Here is an 18,949-nt window from a genome sequence, read left to right as displayed (position 1 = left end):
GTGCCAAATTATTTGCTGCGCCTGACTTTATCAGCGACGACCAATTGATATTTTTGCGTGTCGGCATTGAAGTGATAAAGGTTATTTCCCTTTTGCGCCGATATCTGTAAATCATAGCTCAGGGTGCGTTCACCATTGCTGTCGGTGCTGCGCCCCACTTCCCGGTAACGATAGTTTTTGCTATTGAAATTGAGAGTGATATCGCCGGGTGTGTCAATACCGTCAGCGATTTCCCATTTCGCCTGATAGTCATAACAATGCGGCAGCTCATGGTCTGCACCATGTTCCGGGCTGTGTTCTGACTGTTCAATGTCATGTACATGCAGGCGCGCATGTTTGCCTTTGGTGGGGCGCATCATGCTTGTGCATTCTGGCGCACTTTCCACGTGCTGCGCCAGCTCCAGGTCTTTGTCTTTCTCCAGCATGAGGCTAACTTTGTCAGACGTGATGCGATACAAGCTGAGCCAGTTGTTTTGCTCAGTTTTTTGCCCTGCTTTTTGTAATTGCGCATGTTCCAACGCCAGTGCGAAATTGCCGGGAAATAACTCGATGATTTTGCTGTCACCTGTCGGGCCGACTGGGGTCAGCCATTCCACCACATCTTGCCGGTTCACCAGCGACCAGGCTTCACCACGACGCTGGAACCAGTATGCGGCCAACAGGGTTTGCACCATTGAGGCTGATGTGGTTGATGGAGCAGATGTCAGTGACGCAGCAGCAGCAGCAGCAGCAGCAGCAGCAGAAACTGCGCTTGATGCTGGTCCATTATTTAAACTTATGGGCTGCAGCGCTTCGCCTTTCACCAGCAAGACGGCTATATCTTCATTGAGACGTACGACTTGCAGTGCATCCATGCGCATGCCTTGTACTGCCAGGGCAGGTATCTCTACTTTCAGTTGTGGTGCCTTGACGATGGATTTTTGCTGACTGCTGTCCCAGCCTTTGAATACCAGCCGCATCAAGTCCCGGCGTTCCAGTGTCTGCACAGATTCTGTGCGTGCGCAGCCTGCCATGATGAACAGACAGCAAGGCAAAACAAGGAGATATACAGATCTTAAGTAGACTTGCACGGAGGCATTATTCTTGTCAGTGAGGGAAAAGCAGAAATGATTTTAACTGATCCCTGCCCTGTCCTTGCGGGCCTTCACGATCTGTAACAATCGATAATGAACCGGCCTTCACAAATGCCCATCCTGGCGCATCAAACTCAATGCTCTCGTCTGTAATTTCGAATGGCAACGCTGTGCTCTTTCAAATCAGCCTGATAAAACCCAAACAGGCCACGGCGCAGCTTGACCTTGACGACATCTTTCTCGGGAATGCTGCACCAGTAAGCCCTTGCCATACCCGTGTATTCAATGACGGGCTGTGCGCTATCCTGCGGCACCAGTGCGCTACAGGTAAGATTACGATTATAGGAAACTTCCAGCAAAGGCCCGCCAACAACTTGATTGATACGCACGCCACCAACATAACTGGCTACAGCAATCATCACCCCTAACATGACCGCCATGCCAGCAGCAATGCGACCCGGCAACGACTGGGAAAAACGTCCAAAACCCATGTAGAGCCCAAAAACCAGCGCGCCAAACGCACCGGCTATCACGTGTGGCAGGCAGTAAGCAGAGTTGAAAAACACCCAGGATTCGCTTTGCGCAAAATTATCTCCTACGCTATAGACAATCAGCACTGCCATTAGTATCAATAAATTCCGTGTGACGGGATGTCCCATCAAATCAAATTCTATGGCTGCCAGACGATGATCTTTGGGGAAGGCATCGAAGATACCGTGTTCACGAAATACCCTGATCAGATCCGGTTCAGCATTCTTGCTTTTGACTTTATCATTTACATGATCTGGCTGTACCGCCTGCAATTGCCATTCACCGACACGTATCGCCCAGGGGAACAAAGCATTCTTTTTTGAATTCAGTTGCAGAACCTTCATGCGTGAAATATAGGAAACCTTGCCAAGATCAGCCCAACTGATTTTCCGGCCCCAGAAAAACAGATTGGCCATTGCCGAAGGTGAAGTCTGTTCCAGGCGCAAGCCGTCACTGTCGGCAATCAAAAGCGCGGTACGGTAAGACCATTGCATCGCAAATTGCACTGTCAACGTCAGAAAAGCCGCAATGAAGTATATCCAGCCACGATAAGTCCTGGCAGACAAGGCCGCATATAAGCGGTCAAGATATAAGGAATCCCATCTCAATAACCAGGCAAAAGAGCCGATAAGGCTGATCGCCAATGCGATGTAAGCCAACTTTTCAATAAAAAGAAGTTGGCGTTTTTGTCTGGTAAAAACAAATTTCTGGTTGAGGTATTGCATAATTCCCTTAAGGCAAATTACGGTCGGACTACGCATAATGCCATAGAAAATTAGCGATACAGCATCAATTTACTTCTGGTAACGGGCTCGCAGCAGTCCCAGCATAGCGACATTCAACTCCCAGGCATCTGTCACTGTCTCGCTTGTGTACGGCAGTGTCTGCGTATAGGGGACGGGGCCAAATTCTGGTGTCAGGGTAATTTGTTTTGCGCCATCAGCCCTGCGCTGTGCCACGATAGCGTCCCACCACAAAATATGTTGTTGCAAGGTGACAGCATGTTCAGGCGCACGGAAATCATTGACCTGCGGCCCCTGGCTATAGCCGACGCGGGCATGAATATGGCGCACATGGGGAAACACTTTTTCCAGCGTATGCATCTGGTCTTCCAGCAAGGATTCACACGCGCAGCACCAATGTGACAGATCGGCATTCAATGCCAGATGTGGGCGCTGTTGAAGATAAGGCATCAACAACATAGGGTGTCCACTAAACCGGCTGCGATGAATTTCATGGACAATGCCCACCCCTGTTTCAGCAGCAATGCTGTCTGCCAGATCAAGCAATTCAGAGTTTTGGGCAAAGCTGTAAAAATCTTTACCAGTATGGGTATTGACAAACAGCGGCTTGGCGGCACAGCCATTGCGCAGCAGGTCTGACAGGGCTTGTTTATGCGCGCCAAACTCGCCATGAAATACGGTTTCCCATTGCTGGGCGATCAATTGCAAGCCTGCGTCGGCTATAGCCCCTACCCAGGCATCACGCTCAGCAACATCCATGGGCAGCGACATTTCTATGCCATCAAAGCCGGCTTTCAGCACGCGCTTTATGAAGGCTTCACGACTCAGATGCGCGTTACCCCAGTGCGGGGCGAAGATCAGGATTTCTGCTGTCATCGCTACCCCGGTCAGATAAAACCGCGCACAGGGAAACCGGCATCGCGCTGTATCCAGTTCAAAGGCGAGTAGCTGGTCGTGCCGTCTGTCACGTGCAAGGTATACGCATGACGGGAAACCGCGGAGCGGTTAGGCGCACTGTAATGCGGGAGCAGGCCATGAAAGCACACCAGGCTGCCAGCTTTTACTTCTAATGGTACCGCAGTGGCATCACCTGGCCAGGGCATACTATCCAGTTTCTCTACGCGCACTTGATCACCTTCGCGAATAAAGCGTTCACGCATGGGGCTGCGGTGTCCGCCCGGTTCGGCCCACATGCAGCCATTTTCCTGGGTCGCATCTTCCAGCGCAAACCAGAAGGTAGTGACACTGATCGGGTCGGTGTCAAAGTAAGTCGCATCCTGATGCCAGCGTACTTCACCACCAATGCCAGGCTGCTTGAAGATATACATGGATTGCCAGATCTGTGTTTGCTGCAAGCCCAGTTGTTCGGCCACTTTTGCAAGAGCAGGCCCACGTGAAAATGCACTGAAGACCGGGTCGAGATCATGCATGGCATGGCCGATTTTATTGATGGACAGGGATTTGTCCTGACGCAGATTGCCTTGTTCATCAAAGGCTTCTTCTTCAAAAAAGCAGCTGATGTTGTTGGCAGAATTCAAAAAATAGTGATCGACCTTTTTTTCCTGCTCTTTGGTAGTGAAAATTGATTGCGATGTCGCCGGATCAAAGGCGTCAACAATTTTCGCAGCACGTGCGCGCAAGGCAGCAATATCAGCAGCGTTTTTAAAACCGGGGACAATCAGATAACCGTCTTGATGGAATTGGGTAATTTGTTCTGCGTTTAACATGATGGCTCCTGAGATCACAATGAAGAGATGCGTGCTTTAACCGGTGTTTTGATCGGTGTTTTAATTTAACGCAAGTTTAACGAATGACGACTACCACACACAATGCCAACAATGGTTGACAGATTGTCTTCAATATGAAGACAATAGCCGTATGGATCAATTAAAAGCAATGGAAATGTTTATTGAAGTCGCTCGTCACCGCAGTTTTAGTGAGGCGGGACGTCATCTTGGCATCAGCCGTGCGCTGGTCAGCAAGCACATCATGCAACTGGAAGCTGAACTGGGGGCAAGGCTACTACACCGTTCAACACGCGAAGTCAGTCTGACCGAACTCGGTCAGGCTTATCTGGAACCGTGTACTGCCAGCGTGGAACAAGCCAGGCAGGCCCGCCTGGTCATCAGCCACGCCACCGATGAGCTGGCTGGTGGCATACGCATACAGGCCCCCTGCAGTTTTGGCAGCGAATGGCTGGCCGATGCGCTGGCACGGTTTGCCCTGCTGCATCCCAAATTGCAACCCATGCTGCATGTCGATGACAATCTGCTCGACCCTTTCCGGCATGGTTTTGACCTCAGCATACGGGTTGGTGGCATACCTGACAGCCCTGGCCTGCACATGCGCCGGCTGGCACCGTGCCGGGGAATATTATGTGCCAGCCCAGCCTATCTGGAAAAATACGGCATGCCTGAACACCCAGGGCAACTGATACAGCATCGCTGTCTGCATTTCAGCCACCTGACAATGGGTAATACCTGGCATTTTGAACGCAAGGGCGAGCACCTTGCCATCGATATTAACCCTGGCTTTGCATCCAATAATGGCAAGGTCCTGCACCAGGCTGCCTTACGTGGACTTGGCATTGTGTATGACACCACCTTTCTGGCCTGGCGTGACTTGAGCGCCGGGCATCTGATGCCGGTACTGCCAGACTGGCAATTGCCGCTCAATGATTTCACAGCGCTTTACCCGGCTACACGCAAGGTTACCCCCAAGGTCAGGGCGCTGATTGATTTTCTGGTAGATGAGTATCAGCCCGTGCCGGAATGGGATCAAGTATTGCAGGCGGCAAAAATAATCTGAACTGGTTTGAAAAATCGTAAATTTGGCACATCGCTGTATCAATGATTTTTATTCTATACATGCAATTCAGCCGCCAGTTTCCCCAGGGTCTTGATACCCTGCTCCATCTCGCGCCCCCAGGGCCGCCCTATATTCATACGCAGGAAATGTGAAAATTTGCTTGAGCTGGAAAACAGCGTACCCGGCGTAAATGCGATGCCTTTGCCGACTGCCTGACGCAACAAGGCGAGGCTGTCTATGTGCTCAGGCAATTCCAGCCATAACCACCAGCCACCGGCAGGGCTGACGACCTGCGTACCGGCAGGAAAATACCGCTGTATGGCAGCAATCGCCAATGGAATATTCGCTACCAGTCTTTCACGCAGTTTGCGCAGGTGGGAAGGCAAGGCACCCGATTGCATGTATTCAGCCAGCACAGCCTGCTCAAACAGCGGCGTGATGAGTGAACTGCTCAGCTTCAGGGAATTGATGCGGCTTTGGTAACGCCCGCCTGCAATCCAGCCTATGCGAAACGCCGGCGCCAGGCTTTTGCTACATGAACCACAATAAATCACGCGGCCTGATTTGTCCCATGCCTTGATCGCCAATGGCCTTTCCTGCTGATGTGAGAGATCGCCAAAGACATCGTCTTCTATCAGTGCCAGATCATATTGCTCCACCAGACGCAACAGGCGCTTCTTGTTTTTTTCCGGCATGGCACAACCCAGCGGATTCTGGAAATTCGGCATCGCCACCACGGCACGTACACTAGTCTGATGTTCCAGCGCATATTCCAGTGCTTCCAGACTGATGCCAGCACCGGGAACACAAGGTATTTCTATGGCTTTCAGGCCCAGGTTCTCTATCATTTGCAGCAAACCAAAATAGACGGGCGATTCAACGATGATGGCGTCTCCCGGTTGCGCCACTGCGCGCAATGCCACGTTCAATGCTTCGGTGCTGCCATTGGTGATCAGCAGATCAGCCGGTTCAAGATCAATGCCACAAGTCGCCAGCCATGAAATCAAGCCTGTTTTCAGCGCTGGCAAGCCTGTACCTGTGGGGTAATCACCAATCTGCCAGGGCTGTTGCCTTAACTGACGCTGGGCGATCTTGGACAACGCTTCACATGGATACCATTGCGGTGCCGCACTGGCCAGATGCAGGCCCAGATGCAAAGGCTGTGCTGTCAGCGAGTACAGTTCTGTCATCCTGTGCTGCAAGGAAATCAGCTTGTCGTATTCGACACTGGGTGGGGCTGGCTGCTTTTTGCCCTGTGTTGTCTTATCTGCGCTGGCATTCTGGATTTTCCAGTCAGCGACAAACATGCCAGACTTGTTGCGTGCTTCTACCAGGCCCTGACTTTCCATATAGCGGTAGCAACGTATCACCGTCGAAACACTGAAATGATGCGTTTCAGCATAGCTGCGCACTGACGGCAAACGCTCACCAACCTGATAGCGGCCTGCGCGGATTTCCTTGCTGAGCAAGTCTGCCAGTTGCCTGTAACTGTGCTGCATAACAGATCCTTTATCAATCAATCTGTACAGCATAAATCAGACTGCTGCTGTAAGCAAATATACCCGTGCATACATCTACACTGACAGCATGAATACATCAAACCCCACCACCATCAGCACTGCGGCAGCTGCCATAAAGCCCGATTTTTCTGCCACCTTGCTGGATTTGTTTCCGGCCATACTTGCCGGGCTGATCGCCGTGCTGATATCGTATGCCGGACCCATGCTGATCGTTCTGCAAGCTGCGCAGGTAGCGAAACTGACTACAGCACAGACCAGTTCATGGATATGGGCAATTTCCATCGGTGCGGCTTTGACGGGCGGCTGGATGAGCTGGCGCTATCGCATTCCCGTCATTTGCGCATGGAATACACCAGGCGCTGCCTTGCTGGTGACAGGGCTGGCCAGTGTGTCGTATAGCCAGGCAATAGGCGCTTACATTGTCGCCGCAGCGATTATCTTCCTCATCGGCAGCACTGGTGTTTTCGAAACATTGATGAGCAAGATTCCCAAGAGCTTGTGCGCCGCCATGCTGGCAGGCATCCTGTTTCGCTTTGGCGTTGACGTATTTGCCAATGCCCGCAGTGAAGTTGCAGGTGCGCCCTACCTCGTGACTGCGATGTTCATCGCCTATCTGCTGTTCAAGCGCCATTCTGCCCGCTATGCGATTGTATTAACCTTGCTGTCGGGCGTCGCCCTCTGGGGTGCGCTGGGATGGGGCGATGTAGCAAACTTGAATACGGCTGCCACCTTATCCTGGCATCTGGGCCTGACAATGCCGGTATGGACGACACCTGAATTTTCTGTCAGCGCCATCATCAGCCTGGGTCTGCCTTTGGCCCTGCTCTGCCTGACAGGCCAGCAAGTGCCGGGGGTAGCGGTCATGCGTGCCGCTGGTTATGAATCAGCCCCCACTGGCAAGCTGGTGGCAGGCACCGGCCTGGTGAGCCTGCTACTGGCGCCATTTGGTTCGCATGGAGTCAACCTGGCTGCGATTACCGCCGCCATCTGTACCGGCCCGGAAGCGCATCAACAACCAGAAAAACGCTGGGTCGCCGGTGTTGCCTGCGCCAGTTTTTACCTTATCATCGGCAGCTTTGCCGGTTCGTTGACCCGTCTGTTCTTGCACCTGCCGCATGCTCTGGTCACGACCGTCGCCGGTCTGGCCCTGCTGGGAGCGATACAGACAGGTCTGGTCAATGCCATGAACGAGCCTGCCGAGCGCGAAGCCGCACTGATTACCTTCATCGTCACCGCATCCAACATCAGTTTGCTGGGCCTGGGTTCAGCCTGTTGGGGTATTGCACTGGGTGTGCTCAGCTATTATTTGTTGAGAGTGAAGGCAAATGCCAGATAGCAGGTTCGGGAAAATAAGAAAACAAAAAAATAAAATAAGATGTCAATCAGTAAGCGGGAAAAACATGATGGGCAACGCCAATTGAGGCTGGAAACTGTTGAGTGCCTAAGAGCTGAATTTGCTCGCGAAGGTGGTCACGCCATCCCAATCTTCACCCGGCGGATTATCCCGGTATTGCTCCACTCTTTCCAGGAACACCTGACTGGCCTGGTCAGCTGCATGCTGATCCAGATAAGCCCGGAACAGGCGCTCCGCCTCATCCCATTGTTGCGCACGAAAACAGGCAAGCGCGCTATGCCACAGTTCCAGAGCGTCGGCCTGCTCCCGACTGAGCGCAGAAGATTCAGCAAGCGGCGTAAAAATCGAAATAGGCTGGCTTTTACCCTTGACGCGGACACGATCAAGTTCACGGTAAGCAAATCCCGGCGCTGCCAGTTTGGTAGCTTCGCCAACCAGGATGCCGACGCCATATAATTTGGTTACGCCTTCCAGCCGCGAAGACAGGTTCACGGCATCGCCCATCACGGTATAGGCAAGGCGAATTTTAGATCCCATGTCCCCCACGCGCATTTCACCAGTGTTGAGGCCTATGCCTATCTTTAACGCCGGCCAGCCGCGCTGGACAAATTCTTCACTCAGGCGTTTAGCGATCACTTGCATATTCAATGCCGTCAATACAGAAAGCCGTGCATGATCATTAAGACGCACCGGTGCCCCCCAGAATGCCATGACAGCGTCGCCAATGTACTTGTCCAGCGTGCCGCTATTGCCGCGTATCTCTTCCGACATCGCCGTCAGGTAGATGTTGATATATTCACGCAAATCAACCGGGCTAAGGCTTTCGGAAATGGTCGTAAAGCCACGCACATCTGAAAACATCACGGTCAGTTCGCGGCTCTCACCTTCCATGGTATAGCTGTCGGGCTCTTCTGCCATGACTGCCACCAATTCAGGTGCCACATATTCACCGAAGCGCCTGACAACACCGCGTAATTTGCGGGATTCGATAAAATAGCCCCACGCAATGTTGCAGGTAAATAAGGCTGCGATAAGCAGCAAGGCAGACGCCAGAGGCAGCACCTGATTCATGGCGTAATACATCCAGTAATTCAGTCCTGTGACCAGCAGCAAGGTTGCCAGCGTAAAGAAAACTGCGGCAACTGCCTTGAAACGCGAAAGTACAAACGTCAGCACTAGCCCCAGAAGAATTACCTGTATCACTTCAAAAGCGCGGCTTGTGTCCGGGCGCTGTTTAAAGTCTCCGCTCAATATGGAAGCAATCACATTCGCATGCATTTCCACACCCGGATAGTCAAGCCCGACTGGCGCAGTACGCAAATCCTTGATACCTGCTGCGGTCGTTCCAATCAAAACTATTTTGTCGGATAAAGTCTTCAGAGGCAGTTGCTTCTTCAATACATCAATGGCTGATACATAGGCATACCCACCGCCACGCGGACCACCCTTGCCTTTATACTGGATTAAAGCAGTCAACAATGGCTCTACAGGTATGCTCACATTTGGTGAGGAATTCAGTTTTATCGCTTCTATTACGCCATACTCATCCAGGTAATCTTGCGAGTTCACACCATCTGCTTTCAAGAAAACAGGTTTCACTTTGCTTGCACTAAGTGCTACCCTCGCTGTTGCCAGGGACAGAGCTTCATAATAATTTTTGCCTACCTTGGTCAGCAGGGGAATGCGGCGTATCACACCATCGGTGTCAGGAGATGGATTGACAAAGCCGGCAGCAATGGCGGCGTCCTGCAATTGGGGGAGATTTGCTGTGTATTTTGAATAGCTGGTGGATTCAATAACACGCCCGCCCAGATCAGCATCACTGAATGCCGGCGTGGGCAATAGCCCTTTAGAGATGACATCGGCGTCATTCGACAGAAAATATCCCAGAACAACGGGTCTTCCCGTTAAAGACCTGGCAAATTTTCCATCGAAATCCAGTTCATTTCTGAGCCTGGCGACTTGTTCTGCAAACCCGCTGCTATCTTTCAATTCTTTCTTTGCCAGGCTTTCGAGTATCTGGAATCCGGAGCTACCATCTGGCTCTGGAAAAGCCGCATCCATGCCAACCACTTTCACATGATATTCATCAGTGAGCTTTTCAATCAGGTTCGCTACGACTATGCGCTTCCATGGCCACTGCCCAAGCTCTTTAAGGCTTTTCTCATCAATATTGACGATCACGATGGCGTCATTGAACTCTGCGGGCTGTAACTTCATCCGCGTGTCGTAAATGAAGGTGTCAATCTTGTCTACCAATGTAATTGGTAGAAAGGCGTTTGCCTGCAATACAGCTAACGCAGTAAAGAACAGGCCAACGCCCCATCGCGCCAATTTATTGACATTTTTTCGCAAGTTACCTCCAGCCAGGTATGTCAAGCTACAAAATCAAGCCTTATAACCAGGGATTTTACTTTCATCCACTGCATCTATCTGTGCCTTGTCCATAAAACGTTCGGCGTAGGTCAGGTAAACTTTTTTCTTGACGAAGATATTGAACAAATCCGGGTCAATATGGCCATTGAGACTGAACTGGCCGAGTATGCCCAGTGATTCTGTCAGTGTCTTGCCATCTTTATAGGGTCGGTCCTTAGCGGTCAGGGCTTCGAAAATATCAGCTATTGCCATGATCCTGGCTTGTACCGACATCTGTTCAGCACGCAGGCCGCGTGGATAACCTTTACCGTCCATGCGTTCATGGTGGCCACCGGCATACTCAGGGACGTTTTGCAGATGCTTGGGCCATGGCAGGGCTTCCAGCATCTTGATCGTGGTGATGATGTGATTGTTGATAATGGCGCGTTCCTGCGCATTCAGTGTACCGGCACGTACTGACAGGTTTTCCAGTTCATCTGCGTCAAGAAAGGCACGGGGTTCGCCATTGGCATTGGTCCACGGATAAGCTGCGATATCTGCCACGCGTTGCAGGTCTTCCGGGCTGGTTCTTTCGGAACCGATATTGAGTTTTCTGATAAAAGCCCTGGCATCGTCAAGTTTTTGCAGCTCAATCTGCAAACCCTGCTCCAGTTCGGCGATCAGCTTTTCATTATCGACATGGGCCTGGTACAGGGCGCATTTACTTTTCAGAAAACGGATTTCGGCATCGCGCTTGAGGACTTCAAAACGGGTATCAACCAGATGAATACGGTCAAATATGGTTTCCAGCTTGGTCGATTTTTCAACCACATGCACTGGCGTGGATATCTTGCCGCAGTCGTGCAAGATACCTGCCATCCACAATTCCTTGCGGTCCCTGTCGGTCATGGAAAAATGTGCCAGCGGCCCCAGTTTGGTCTCGTGCACTGCATTGGCGAGCATCATGGTCAGTTCTGGCACATGCTGGCAATGCCTGCCTGTATGCGGTGATTTTTCATCAATACCGATATTTATCAGATGCACCAGCGATACAAACAGGTTTTCCAGTTGCGAAATCAGTTGCTGATTGGTCAGCGCAATGGCAGCCTGCGAGGCCAGTGCCTCGATGAAGCGCTGATCGGTTTCGGTAAATGGACACGGTGTGCCGGTTTCAGGATCGGTGGCGTTAATCAGTTGCAGGACGCCGATCAGCTCACCTTCATGATCATGCATCGGCACGGTCAGCAGCGATTGTGTCTTGTAATTGAACTGCTGGTCAAAATTACGCGTACCAGAAAAATTAAAGACGCCTACGGTATAGACATCCTGGATATTGACCGACAGCTTGTAGTTGGCCGCATACGCAGCGACGGCGTTGAGGTTTTTATTACCGTTCGCATCGATCAGCGGGATATTGGGAATATCAACAGTTTGACCGCTGACTCCACCCTGATACATATTGAGCTTGTCGTTCAGGGAAATATTGAAACACAGGCTTTGCTTGTCCTGGCTGGTACGGTACAAGGTGCCGCCATCGGCATAAGTAATGCTTTTGGCAGAACGCAAAATATTCTCAAGCAATAATGGCGTGTCATGATTACTGCTGAGCTCCAGGCTTAATTCTGTCAGCTTGTCTAATCGTTGCGCAATCTCGCTACTGCTTAATGCAGTCATAATCACTTTCTCCGGATCAAATACCATTACCAGGTGACATCTGTGCGATATCTGATTTCAGGCAAGCAGGATTCGTTCCCGCATGCCATTATTTTCCTGCCTGGCTTATCATTCAAAATTCAAAAACGTCCCCGGCCTTCAGGGCTTTAAAAGATCTCACTTTAATTGCGTCCAGCTCTGTCATGATTTGCACTTCCTGGCCAGGTTTCAGGTGATATATCAGGAAATTCACGCTCTCAGGCACGTCCTGAATATCCTCTTGCAAGGCATTCGGGCAAAAATGTTTCGACAAGCTTGCCAGTTCTGCTTCGGCATTGGGAAACGAGCAATCGACGATGACCATGTCGAGGCCGGGCTGACCACCCATTTCTCTCCACAAAGAGGGTGTAGACGCCATGTCACCCGTAAACAAAAACCCCTTGCCTGCCCCTTTTGTGCGCACCCAATAAGCGCTTGAGCCAGAGGTATGATTGACGGGATGCGAAGTAATCAGGCGCCCATCCAATTCGACCGTTGTACCTGGTGCCATCTCTTGATAACGCATGGCGGGGGTTTCTGCATTGGGCAGACTGCTGAAATCAGGCCAGACTACCCAATTGAAGATATGGGTCTTCAGCCCATGCAATACTTCAGCGCTGGCGTGAACAGTCACAGGAGTTGCGCGCTTGCCGAATACAGCATCGAGCAGCAAGGCAAGGCCGGCGACATGATCAAGGTGGCAGTGGCTGAGAAAGACATGGTCGATAGCGACCAATTGCTCAAGGTGCAGACCGGATAAGCCGGTTCCTGCATCGAGCAGTATGTCGCCATCGATCAGCATGGTGGTGGTGTACGGTTCTTTCCCACCAATGCCACCTGAACAGCCAAGAATTTTTAAGTTCATAAATACAAAAATAGTGTAGCCACTGTTACGGCAAAGGTTACAAGCTGCCCGATTTACATCAGACAATGCGCCACATCTGAACAAGCCCTAGCTTAACACTTTCTTTGAGGACAACAAAGTTTAGCTGCCACGCAAGCCTGCCATTACATATCTTTGTTCGTTGATGAACAGATTAGCAGTAGCACGGTCTATAAGCTACCCGGATAAAGGTAAAAGTTGAAGGCTTAAGCGCTATGCTGCCTGTATTCTGGTCATATAACACGCTTCCGTGATACATTTTTGTACAAACTTGTATCAGAGAACAACAATTGGTTGAATTACCAGTGAATTGCCAAGCAGGCAATTGCACTTTATCTGATAATTTGGTTGATGGCGGCTGATGAAACAGACAAATCAAGGAAACAGAATGGCGGTTACAGGTAATGTCGTAAATGCTGCAAATGAAGGATTAGACCATCGTTTGGTATTTTTCAAAAAATTGCAGGCACTGACCAATAAAATCCACGGTGCAGATGCGCTCGATCAGATCATGCTGGACGTGTCCCAAAGCATATGCGACTTGTTTGAATGTGATCGCCTGACTATTTATGTTGTGGCGCAAGACAAAACCACCCTGATTTCCAAGATCAAGACCGGACTGAATTCTTTTAAAGACCTGCGCTTGTCCATATCCGAGCAAAGTATTGCTGGCCACGTCGCCCTGACCCGCAAAATGATCAGTTTGCGCGATGTGTATGATGAAAATGAATTACGCTCCCATTCACCTGATCTGAAGTTTCAGCGCGCTGTCGACCAGCGTACCGGTTACCGCACCAAGCAAATGCTGGTGGCACCGATTATTGATTCACATAATGACGAATTACTTGGTGTAGTTCAATTTATCAATCACCGCTTTGGTGATGCGTTTACCGCCATTGCAGCCGAGGGTGTGCAGGCTTTATGCGAAACCCTGGCAGTGGCCTTCTGCCAGAAAAGCAAGGCACTGCCTACCACCACACCGCGCACAAAGTTTGATTTCCTGGTGGCTGAAGCGATCATTTCGGCACAGGATCTGGAGCTGGCAGTCAGCTCGGCCCGCAAAAATTTACTGGACCTGGAAGATGTGCTCACCGAAGAATTTCATATAGAGCGTGCCAGCCTTGGGCAAGCCTTGTCGAAATATTTCAACGTCCCTTATGAGCCGTTCAAAACTGACCGCCTTATCCCGGTGGATCTGGTCAAAAGGCTCAAGCGCCAGTACGTGGAACAAAGTTCCTGGCTGCCTGTCATGGAAGACCAGAACGGCCTGACTGTACTGGCCATCGACCCTGAGCATATCAATACAACCCATGTGGTCAATCACGTATTTGCCACTTCCAAGATCAATTATCGTGTCACCACCCGGAAAGAATTTCGCCAGACTGTAGACCAGTTTTTCGGCGGCCCTGCCGATACCGGCTCGGTCGATGACCTGCTGTCTGGAATGGAAGATGAAGACGATGAGCATGGCGAAAAAGTACTGGCAGATGTATCGGCTGCAGTCGAGAATGAACTGGTCAAATTGATTAACAAAATTATTATCGACGCCTATCAGCAAGGGGCTTCAGACATCCATATTGAACCGCGCCCAGGCAAGGAAAAAACCCTGATACGTTTTCGCAAGGATGGCTCGCTGTCACCGTATATCGAAATTCCCGCCAGTTATCGCAGCGCTTTGCTCGCACGTATCAAGATCATGTGTGACCTTGATATTTCAGAGCGCCGCAAACCCCAGGATGGCAAGATCAAGTTCAAGAAATATGGACCTTATGATATCGAGTTGCGGGTTGCCACGATACCGTCATCGGGCGGCATGGAAGATGTTGTCATGCGTATCCTGGCTGCTGGCGAGCCTATTCCCATCGATAAACTGGGTGTGCTGCCTTACAACCTTGAACGCCTGAAGCAAGTCGTGAGTAAGCCTTATGGCCTGTTTTTTGTCTGCGGCCCTACCGGTTCGGGTAAAACCACGACTCTGCATTCTGTACTAAGCCATCTCAATACGCCGGAAACCAAAATCTGGACGGCTGAAGACCCGGTAGAAATCACCCAGAAAGGCTTGCGTCAGGTGCAGGTCAACCGCAAGGCGGGGATGGACTTTGCCACTGTCATGCGGGCTTTCCTGCGTGCAGACCCTGACATCATCATGGTCGGTGAAATGCGCGACAAGGAAACCGTGTCTATCGGCCTGGAAGCGTCTCTGACTGGCCATCTGGTTTTTGCTACGCTGCACACCAATAGCGCGCCAGAATCAATCGTCCGCCTGCTCGACATGGGTATGGACCCATTCAACTTTGCCGATGCGCTGCTGGGCATACTGGCACAGCGGCTGACCAAGCGTTTATGCGGCAAATGCAAGCAGGCTTACCATCCTGCCAAAGAAGAAATGAAAGATCTGCTCGATGAATATTGTGCAGAATTGCTCAATACCGAAGCTTTCATTAAAAACCAGCTGGAAGCCAAGAAGAAAGTCTTCACCACCTGGCAATCGCAATATGCCGATAAGCAGGGTAAATTTACCTTATACAAAGCGGTAGGCTGCGAGCATTGCAACAGCGGTTATAAAGGTCGCCTGGGCTTGCATGAATTGATGGTCGCCAACGATATGGTCAAGAAACTGATACAGGATCACGCGCGGGTTTCAGAACTGCTGACCGCAGCACTGGCAGACGGCATGCTGACACTGAAGATGGACGGTATAGAAAAGGTCTTGTCCGGTCTGACAGACATGAAACAGATCAGGATAGTTTGCATTAAATAAGGCCTGTCATCCGGACAAAAACGCCGTTGGCAAAGACATTGTAGAATTTATCCCCTGCGCCCGATATCGCTGTCTGTTTTTAGCTCAGGCAAACTTGAACATTTTTAGGAAACAAGCATGAAATACCTGCACACCATGGTGCGCGTCACCGATCTTGAGGCGTCACTGCGCTTTTATCGTGACGCATTAGGCCTGGAAGTAATACATCAAAAAGAATATCCGAAAGGCCGTTTTACCCTGGTATACCTGGCGGCTGCCGGTGATGAAGAGGCACAGGTCGAGTTGACTTACAACTGGGACGCTGAAGTGTATACAGGTGGGCGCAATTTCGGTCACCTGGCTTATCGTGTCGACGACATTTACGCTGCATGCCAGCGACTGATGGACCACGGTGTCACGATCAACCGCCCGCCACGTGACGGGCATATGGCGTTTGTGCGCTCGCCAGACAATATTTCTATCGAACTATTGCAGGCCAGCGAACCACTGGCGCCAGCAGAACCATGGCTGTCGATGCCAAATACCGGAAGCTGGTAAACAGCTTCTTAACAAAAAAAACAAAACAAAAAAACAAAAAAACGCAGACTAGTCTGCGTTTTTTTATGACCGAAAACATTACTGATGATGATCGGGGCGGCGTGCTTCTTTGTTCATGGCACGTATCAAAACCACCATACTGACTACTATAAGCAAAGAGATAACACTAAAAATCCCAGTCCACATGGATACACCCCGAATTGAAATGATGATGTTTCCTTATATCAATTTAGATGCCATGCGTCAACGAAATCTCAGCGTCTTTAACGCTTTCTTTCAATCTCGATGCACTTTACACCATCATTTTTAACGGACATTTCAAACATGCCCATGCCGGCGGAAATAAGCAATCAAGCCGCTGGTAGAGGTATCAAGATGAGAATCGTATTCCTGATTGCCTAATATGGCTGGCAGCAGGCGGTTGGCCAGTTGCTTGCCCAATTCCACGCCCCACTGATCAAAAGAATTGATCCCCCAGATCACGCCTTGTACAAACACTTTATGTTCATACAGGGCCAGCAGCATACCCAGCTGGAAGGGATCAAGACTGGGCATGAGGATCGTGGTGGACGGCTGGTTACCGGCAAACACCTTGTGTGGCAATAGCTTGGCAATCTGGTCATCCGTCATACCGGCTTGCGACAACTCTTCTCGTGCCTGATTTTCTGTCTTGCCAAAGGCCAGGGCAGCACTCTGCGCCAGGCAGTTCGCCAGCAGCGGTGCCTGATGGCCAGGCAGGGGATAGTCACTGGAAGCGGCGACAACAAAATCACAGGGAATCAACCAGCCGCCCTGATGCAACAGCTGGAAAAACGCATGCTGACCATTGACACCTATCTCACCCCAGACGATAGGGTTGGCGCGGCAACTCAGCGCTTCACCATCGCGGCCCACAGTCTTGCCATTGGATTCCATTTCAAGCTGTTGCAAGAAGGCTGGCAGGTGACGTATGGATTCGTTATATGGCAAAATCGCGGTGGTTTCAGCACCGAGGAAGTTGGTGTTCCAGATGGAAATCAAGGCCAGCAGCACCGGCAGATTTTTCTCCAGCGGCGCCTGGCAAAAATGCTTGTCCATGGTCTCGGCACCCAGGAGCAGGCGCTCGAAACCACCCATGCCTATCGCCAGGGCGACCGACAGACCAACCGCGGACCATAAAGAATAGCGACCACCGACCCAATCCCAGATTTCCAGGATATTACTGTCTGGTATACCGAATTCATGCGCCTTGGCCGGGCTGGATGTGACGGCAATAAAGTGCTTGCCGACTGCCCATTCTTCCATTGCTGCGGCCATCAGCCAGGTGCGTGCGGTGTGCGCATTGATGCTGGTTTCCTGCGTCGTGAAAGTTTTGGAGGCGACGATGAATAAAGTCGTGCGCGGATCGAGTTTTTCCAGCAAGGGAGCCAGATGCGCGCTATCCAGGTTGGACACATAGTAGAACGTCAGGTTCGGATGCTGAAAAGCGGACAAGGCCCGCGTCGCCAGTTTAGGCCCCAGGTCAGAACCGCCTATACCGATATTTACTACCGTCTGAATGGCATCACCCTTAAAGCCACGCCATAAGCCGCTACGCACTCTTTCAACGATATCACGCATTTGCTTGCGCACCGCCCTCACCTCCGGCATGACATCGTTTTCCTGATTCGGGAAAGCGGTAAAATCGCTATGACGCAAGGCAGTGTGCAAAACCGCCCGGTCTTCACTGATATTGATTTTTTCGCCGGCAAACATGCGGTCACGCCAGCCTTCCACTTTGGATAAACGTGCCAGGGCCATCAGGCTGTCGAGTGCAGCCTGATCTATGCGCTGCTTCGAATAGTCAACGAGCAAGCCATCAAGTTCGACCGAGAAATGTTTGAACCTGTCTGCATCTACAGCAAAAAGATCACGCAGGTGCTGCTTTTCCAACCGGTGCTGATGAGCCAGCAGTGCCTGCCATTCTGGCGTAAGGGTAATATTCATAGTCTTCCTGAGGTCGGTTTGTTACTGCATGTGTGGCCATCTCGTGTACTCAATTATAGGGCAAGCTATTGTGCCTATGATGTTGTTAATCGTTGCTAAAATAAACATTTGCCATTTTGTGCATTTTTTTGCAGACAAAAGCCAGTTCTGGAATTATCGTAAACCAGAATTCTCACTGTCATACTGACCTTGACGCAAAATCATGGCAGAGTCAGGTGAAACCAGATTCGATTAATTCGATTAGCCGGACTGAAAAGGATGATCATGCTGAGCAAACAGGATATAGAAATCTTAATCGTGGATGACAATGACATCAGCCGGTCGATGCTGCGTCATATACTGACGAGCGAAGCATTCAATGTCGTGGGAGAAGCGTCCAGCGGCGTGGCAGCCCTCGACTGGCTACAGAAAACCATTCCAGAAATCGTTTGCCTGGATGTAATGATGCCCGACATCAGCGGGCTTGAGATACTTGAACATATCAAGAACCTGTCGCCAGAAACTGTGGTGGTCATGGTCACTGGCAGCAATAACAAGGAAACCGTGGTCAGCGCCATCAAGGCGGGGGCAAACGGTTTTATCGTCAAACCCTTCAACCCCGCGACTTTACTGCAAACCATGAATAGCCTGGTGACCAAATATTACCGGCCACTGAGGTATCTGATTGACCGCAAGAAAATCTTGCAACGATCGGGCTTGTAAAAAAAACAGAAACAGTGGCCTCTGG

General features: G+C 50.8%; 14 protein-coding genes. 5 read left to right on the top strand and 9 right to left on the bottom strand.

The window, feature by feature from the left end:
* Positions 1-8: 8 nt before the first annotated feature.
* The 4 genes from ACO0LH_RS18950 to ACO0LH_RS18935 all read right to left on the bottom strand — a co-directional run bounded on the left by ACO0LH_RS18950 (position 9) and on the right by ACO0LH_RS18935 (position 4,074).
* Positions 9-1,013 (bottom strand): hypothetical protein, encoded by a 1,005-nt coding sequence (locus tag ACO0LH_RS18950; protein ID WP_422942696.1) that lies wholly within the window; start codon positions 1,011-1,013, stop codon positions 9-11.
* A gap of 194 nt (positions 1,014-1,207) precedes the next feature.
* Positions 1,208-2,263: a hypothetical protein gene (locus ACO0LH_RS18945; protein ID WP_422942695.1), complete on the bottom strand. Its 1,056-nt coding sequence runs from the start codon at positions 2,261-2,263 to the stop codon at positions 1,208-1,210.
* A gap of 135 nt (positions 2,264-2,398) precedes the next feature.
* Positions 2,399-3,223, bottom strand: a complete 825-nt coding sequence (locus ACO0LH_RS18940) for a sugar phosphate isomerase/epimerase family protein (RefSeq protein WP_422942694.1) — start codon at positions 3,221-3,223, stop codon at positions 2,399-2,401.
* Positions 3,224-3,234: 11 nt separating this feature from the next.
* Positions 3,235-4,074, bottom strand: coding sequence for a phytanoyl-CoA dioxygenase family protein (locus ACO0LH_RS18935; RefSeq protein WP_422942693.1), 840 nt, complete (start codon positions 4,072-4,074; stop codon positions 3,235-3,237).
* Positions 4,075-4,225: 151 nt separating this feature from the next.
* Here ACO0LH_RS18935 and ACO0LH_RS18930 point away from each other — a divergent pair, with 151 nt between their 5' ends.
* On the top strand, positions 4,226-5,155 hold the full coding sequence (locus ACO0LH_RS18930) for a LysR family transcriptional regulator (RefSeq protein WP_422942692.1): 930 nt from the start codon (positions 4,226-4,228) through the stop codon (positions 5,153-5,155).
* Positions 5,156-5,208: 53 nt separating this feature from the next.
* On the opposite strand, the gene ACO0LH_RS18925 is transcribed toward ACO0LH_RS18930, so the two are convergent.
* Positions 5,209-6,654: a PLP-dependent aminotransferase family protein gene (locus ACO0LH_RS18925; RefSeq protein WP_422942691.1), complete on the bottom strand. Its 1,446-nt coding sequence runs from the start codon at positions 6,652-6,654 to the stop codon at positions 5,209-5,211.
* Positions 6,655-6,742: 88 nt separating this feature from the next.
* Here ACO0LH_RS18925 and ACO0LH_RS18920 point away from each other — a divergent pair, with 88 nt between their 5' ends.
* Positions 6,743-8,011 (top strand): benzoate/H(+) symporter BenE family transporter, encoded by a 1,269-nt coding sequence (locus ACO0LH_RS18920; RefSeq protein ID WP_422942690.1) that lies wholly within the window; start codon positions 6,743-6,745, stop codon positions 8,009-8,011.
* Between the two features lie 105 nt (positions 8,012-8,116).
* Here the strand turns inward: ACO0LH_RS18920 and ACO0LH_RS18915 are convergent, their stop codons facing one another.
* The 3 genes from ACO0LH_RS18915 to ACO0LH_RS18905 all read right to left on the bottom strand — a co-directional run bounded on the left by ACO0LH_RS18915 (position 8,117) and on the right by ACO0LH_RS18905 (position 12,941).
* Positions 8,117-10,384, bottom strand: a complete 2,268-nt coding sequence (locus ACO0LH_RS18915) for a CHASE2 domain-containing protein (protein WP_422942689.1) — start codon at positions 10,382-10,384, stop codon at positions 8,117-8,119.
* A gap of 33 nt (positions 10,385-10,417) precedes the next feature.
* On the bottom strand, positions 10,418-12,058 hold the full coding sequence (locus tag ACO0LH_RS18910) for an HD domain-containing phosphohydrolase (protein WP_422942688.1): 1,641 nt from the start codon (positions 12,056-12,058) through the stop codon (positions 10,418-10,420).
* A 112-nt stretch (positions 12,059-12,170) separates the two neighbouring features.
* Positions 12,171-12,941, bottom strand: a complete 771-nt coding sequence (locus tag ACO0LH_RS18905; RefSeq protein WP_422942687.1) for an MBL fold metallo-hydrolase — start codon at positions 12,939-12,941, stop codon at positions 12,171-12,173.
* A gap of 406 nt (positions 12,942-13,347) precedes the next feature.
* Here ACO0LH_RS18905 and ACO0LH_RS18900 point away from each other — a divergent pair, with 406 nt between their 5' ends.
* Together ACO0LH_RS18900 and ACO0LH_RS18895 are read left to right on the top strand one after the other, a co-directional pair.
* The gene (locus ACO0LH_RS18900) at positions 13,348-15,720 is read left to right on the top strand and encodes an ATPase, T2SS/T4P/T4SS family (protein WP_422942686.1); all 2,373 of its coding nucleotides are present in this window, start codon (positions 13,348-13,350) and stop codon (positions 15,718-15,720) included.
* A 117-nt stretch (positions 15,721-15,837) separates the two neighbouring features.
* On the top strand, positions 15,838-16,257 hold the full coding sequence (locus tag ACO0LH_RS18895) for a VOC family protein (RefSeq protein WP_422942685.1): 420 nt from the start codon (positions 15,838-15,840) through the stop codon (positions 16,255-16,257).
* Between the two features lie 318 nt (positions 16,258-16,575).
* On the opposite strand, the gene pgi is transcribed toward ACO0LH_RS18895, so the two are convergent.
* Positions 16,576-18,222, bottom strand: coding sequence for a glucose-6-phosphate isomerase (gene pgi / locus ACO0LH_RS18890; protein ID WP_422942683.1), 1,647 nt, complete (start codon positions 18,220-18,222; stop codon positions 16,576-16,578).
* Positions 18,223-18,486: 264 nt separating this feature from the next.
* Between pgi and ACO0LH_RS18885 the strand changes: the two genes are divergently transcribed.
* A complete protein-coding gene (locus ACO0LH_RS18885) occupies positions 18,487-18,924 on the top strand; it encodes a response regulator (protein ID WP_422942682.1) in 438 nt (145 codons plus the stop codon).
* Positions 18,925-18,949 lie beyond the last annotated feature (25 nt).

Source organism: Undibacterium sp. TJN19 (assembly GCF_049339485.1).
Lineage (GTDB): Bacteria > Pseudomonadota > Gammaproteobacteria > Burkholderiales > Burkholderiaceae_D > Undibacterium.
The sequence above is the reverse complement of the archived record's forward strand: the minus strand, read 5'-3'. Positions and strand labels throughout refer to the sequence as shown.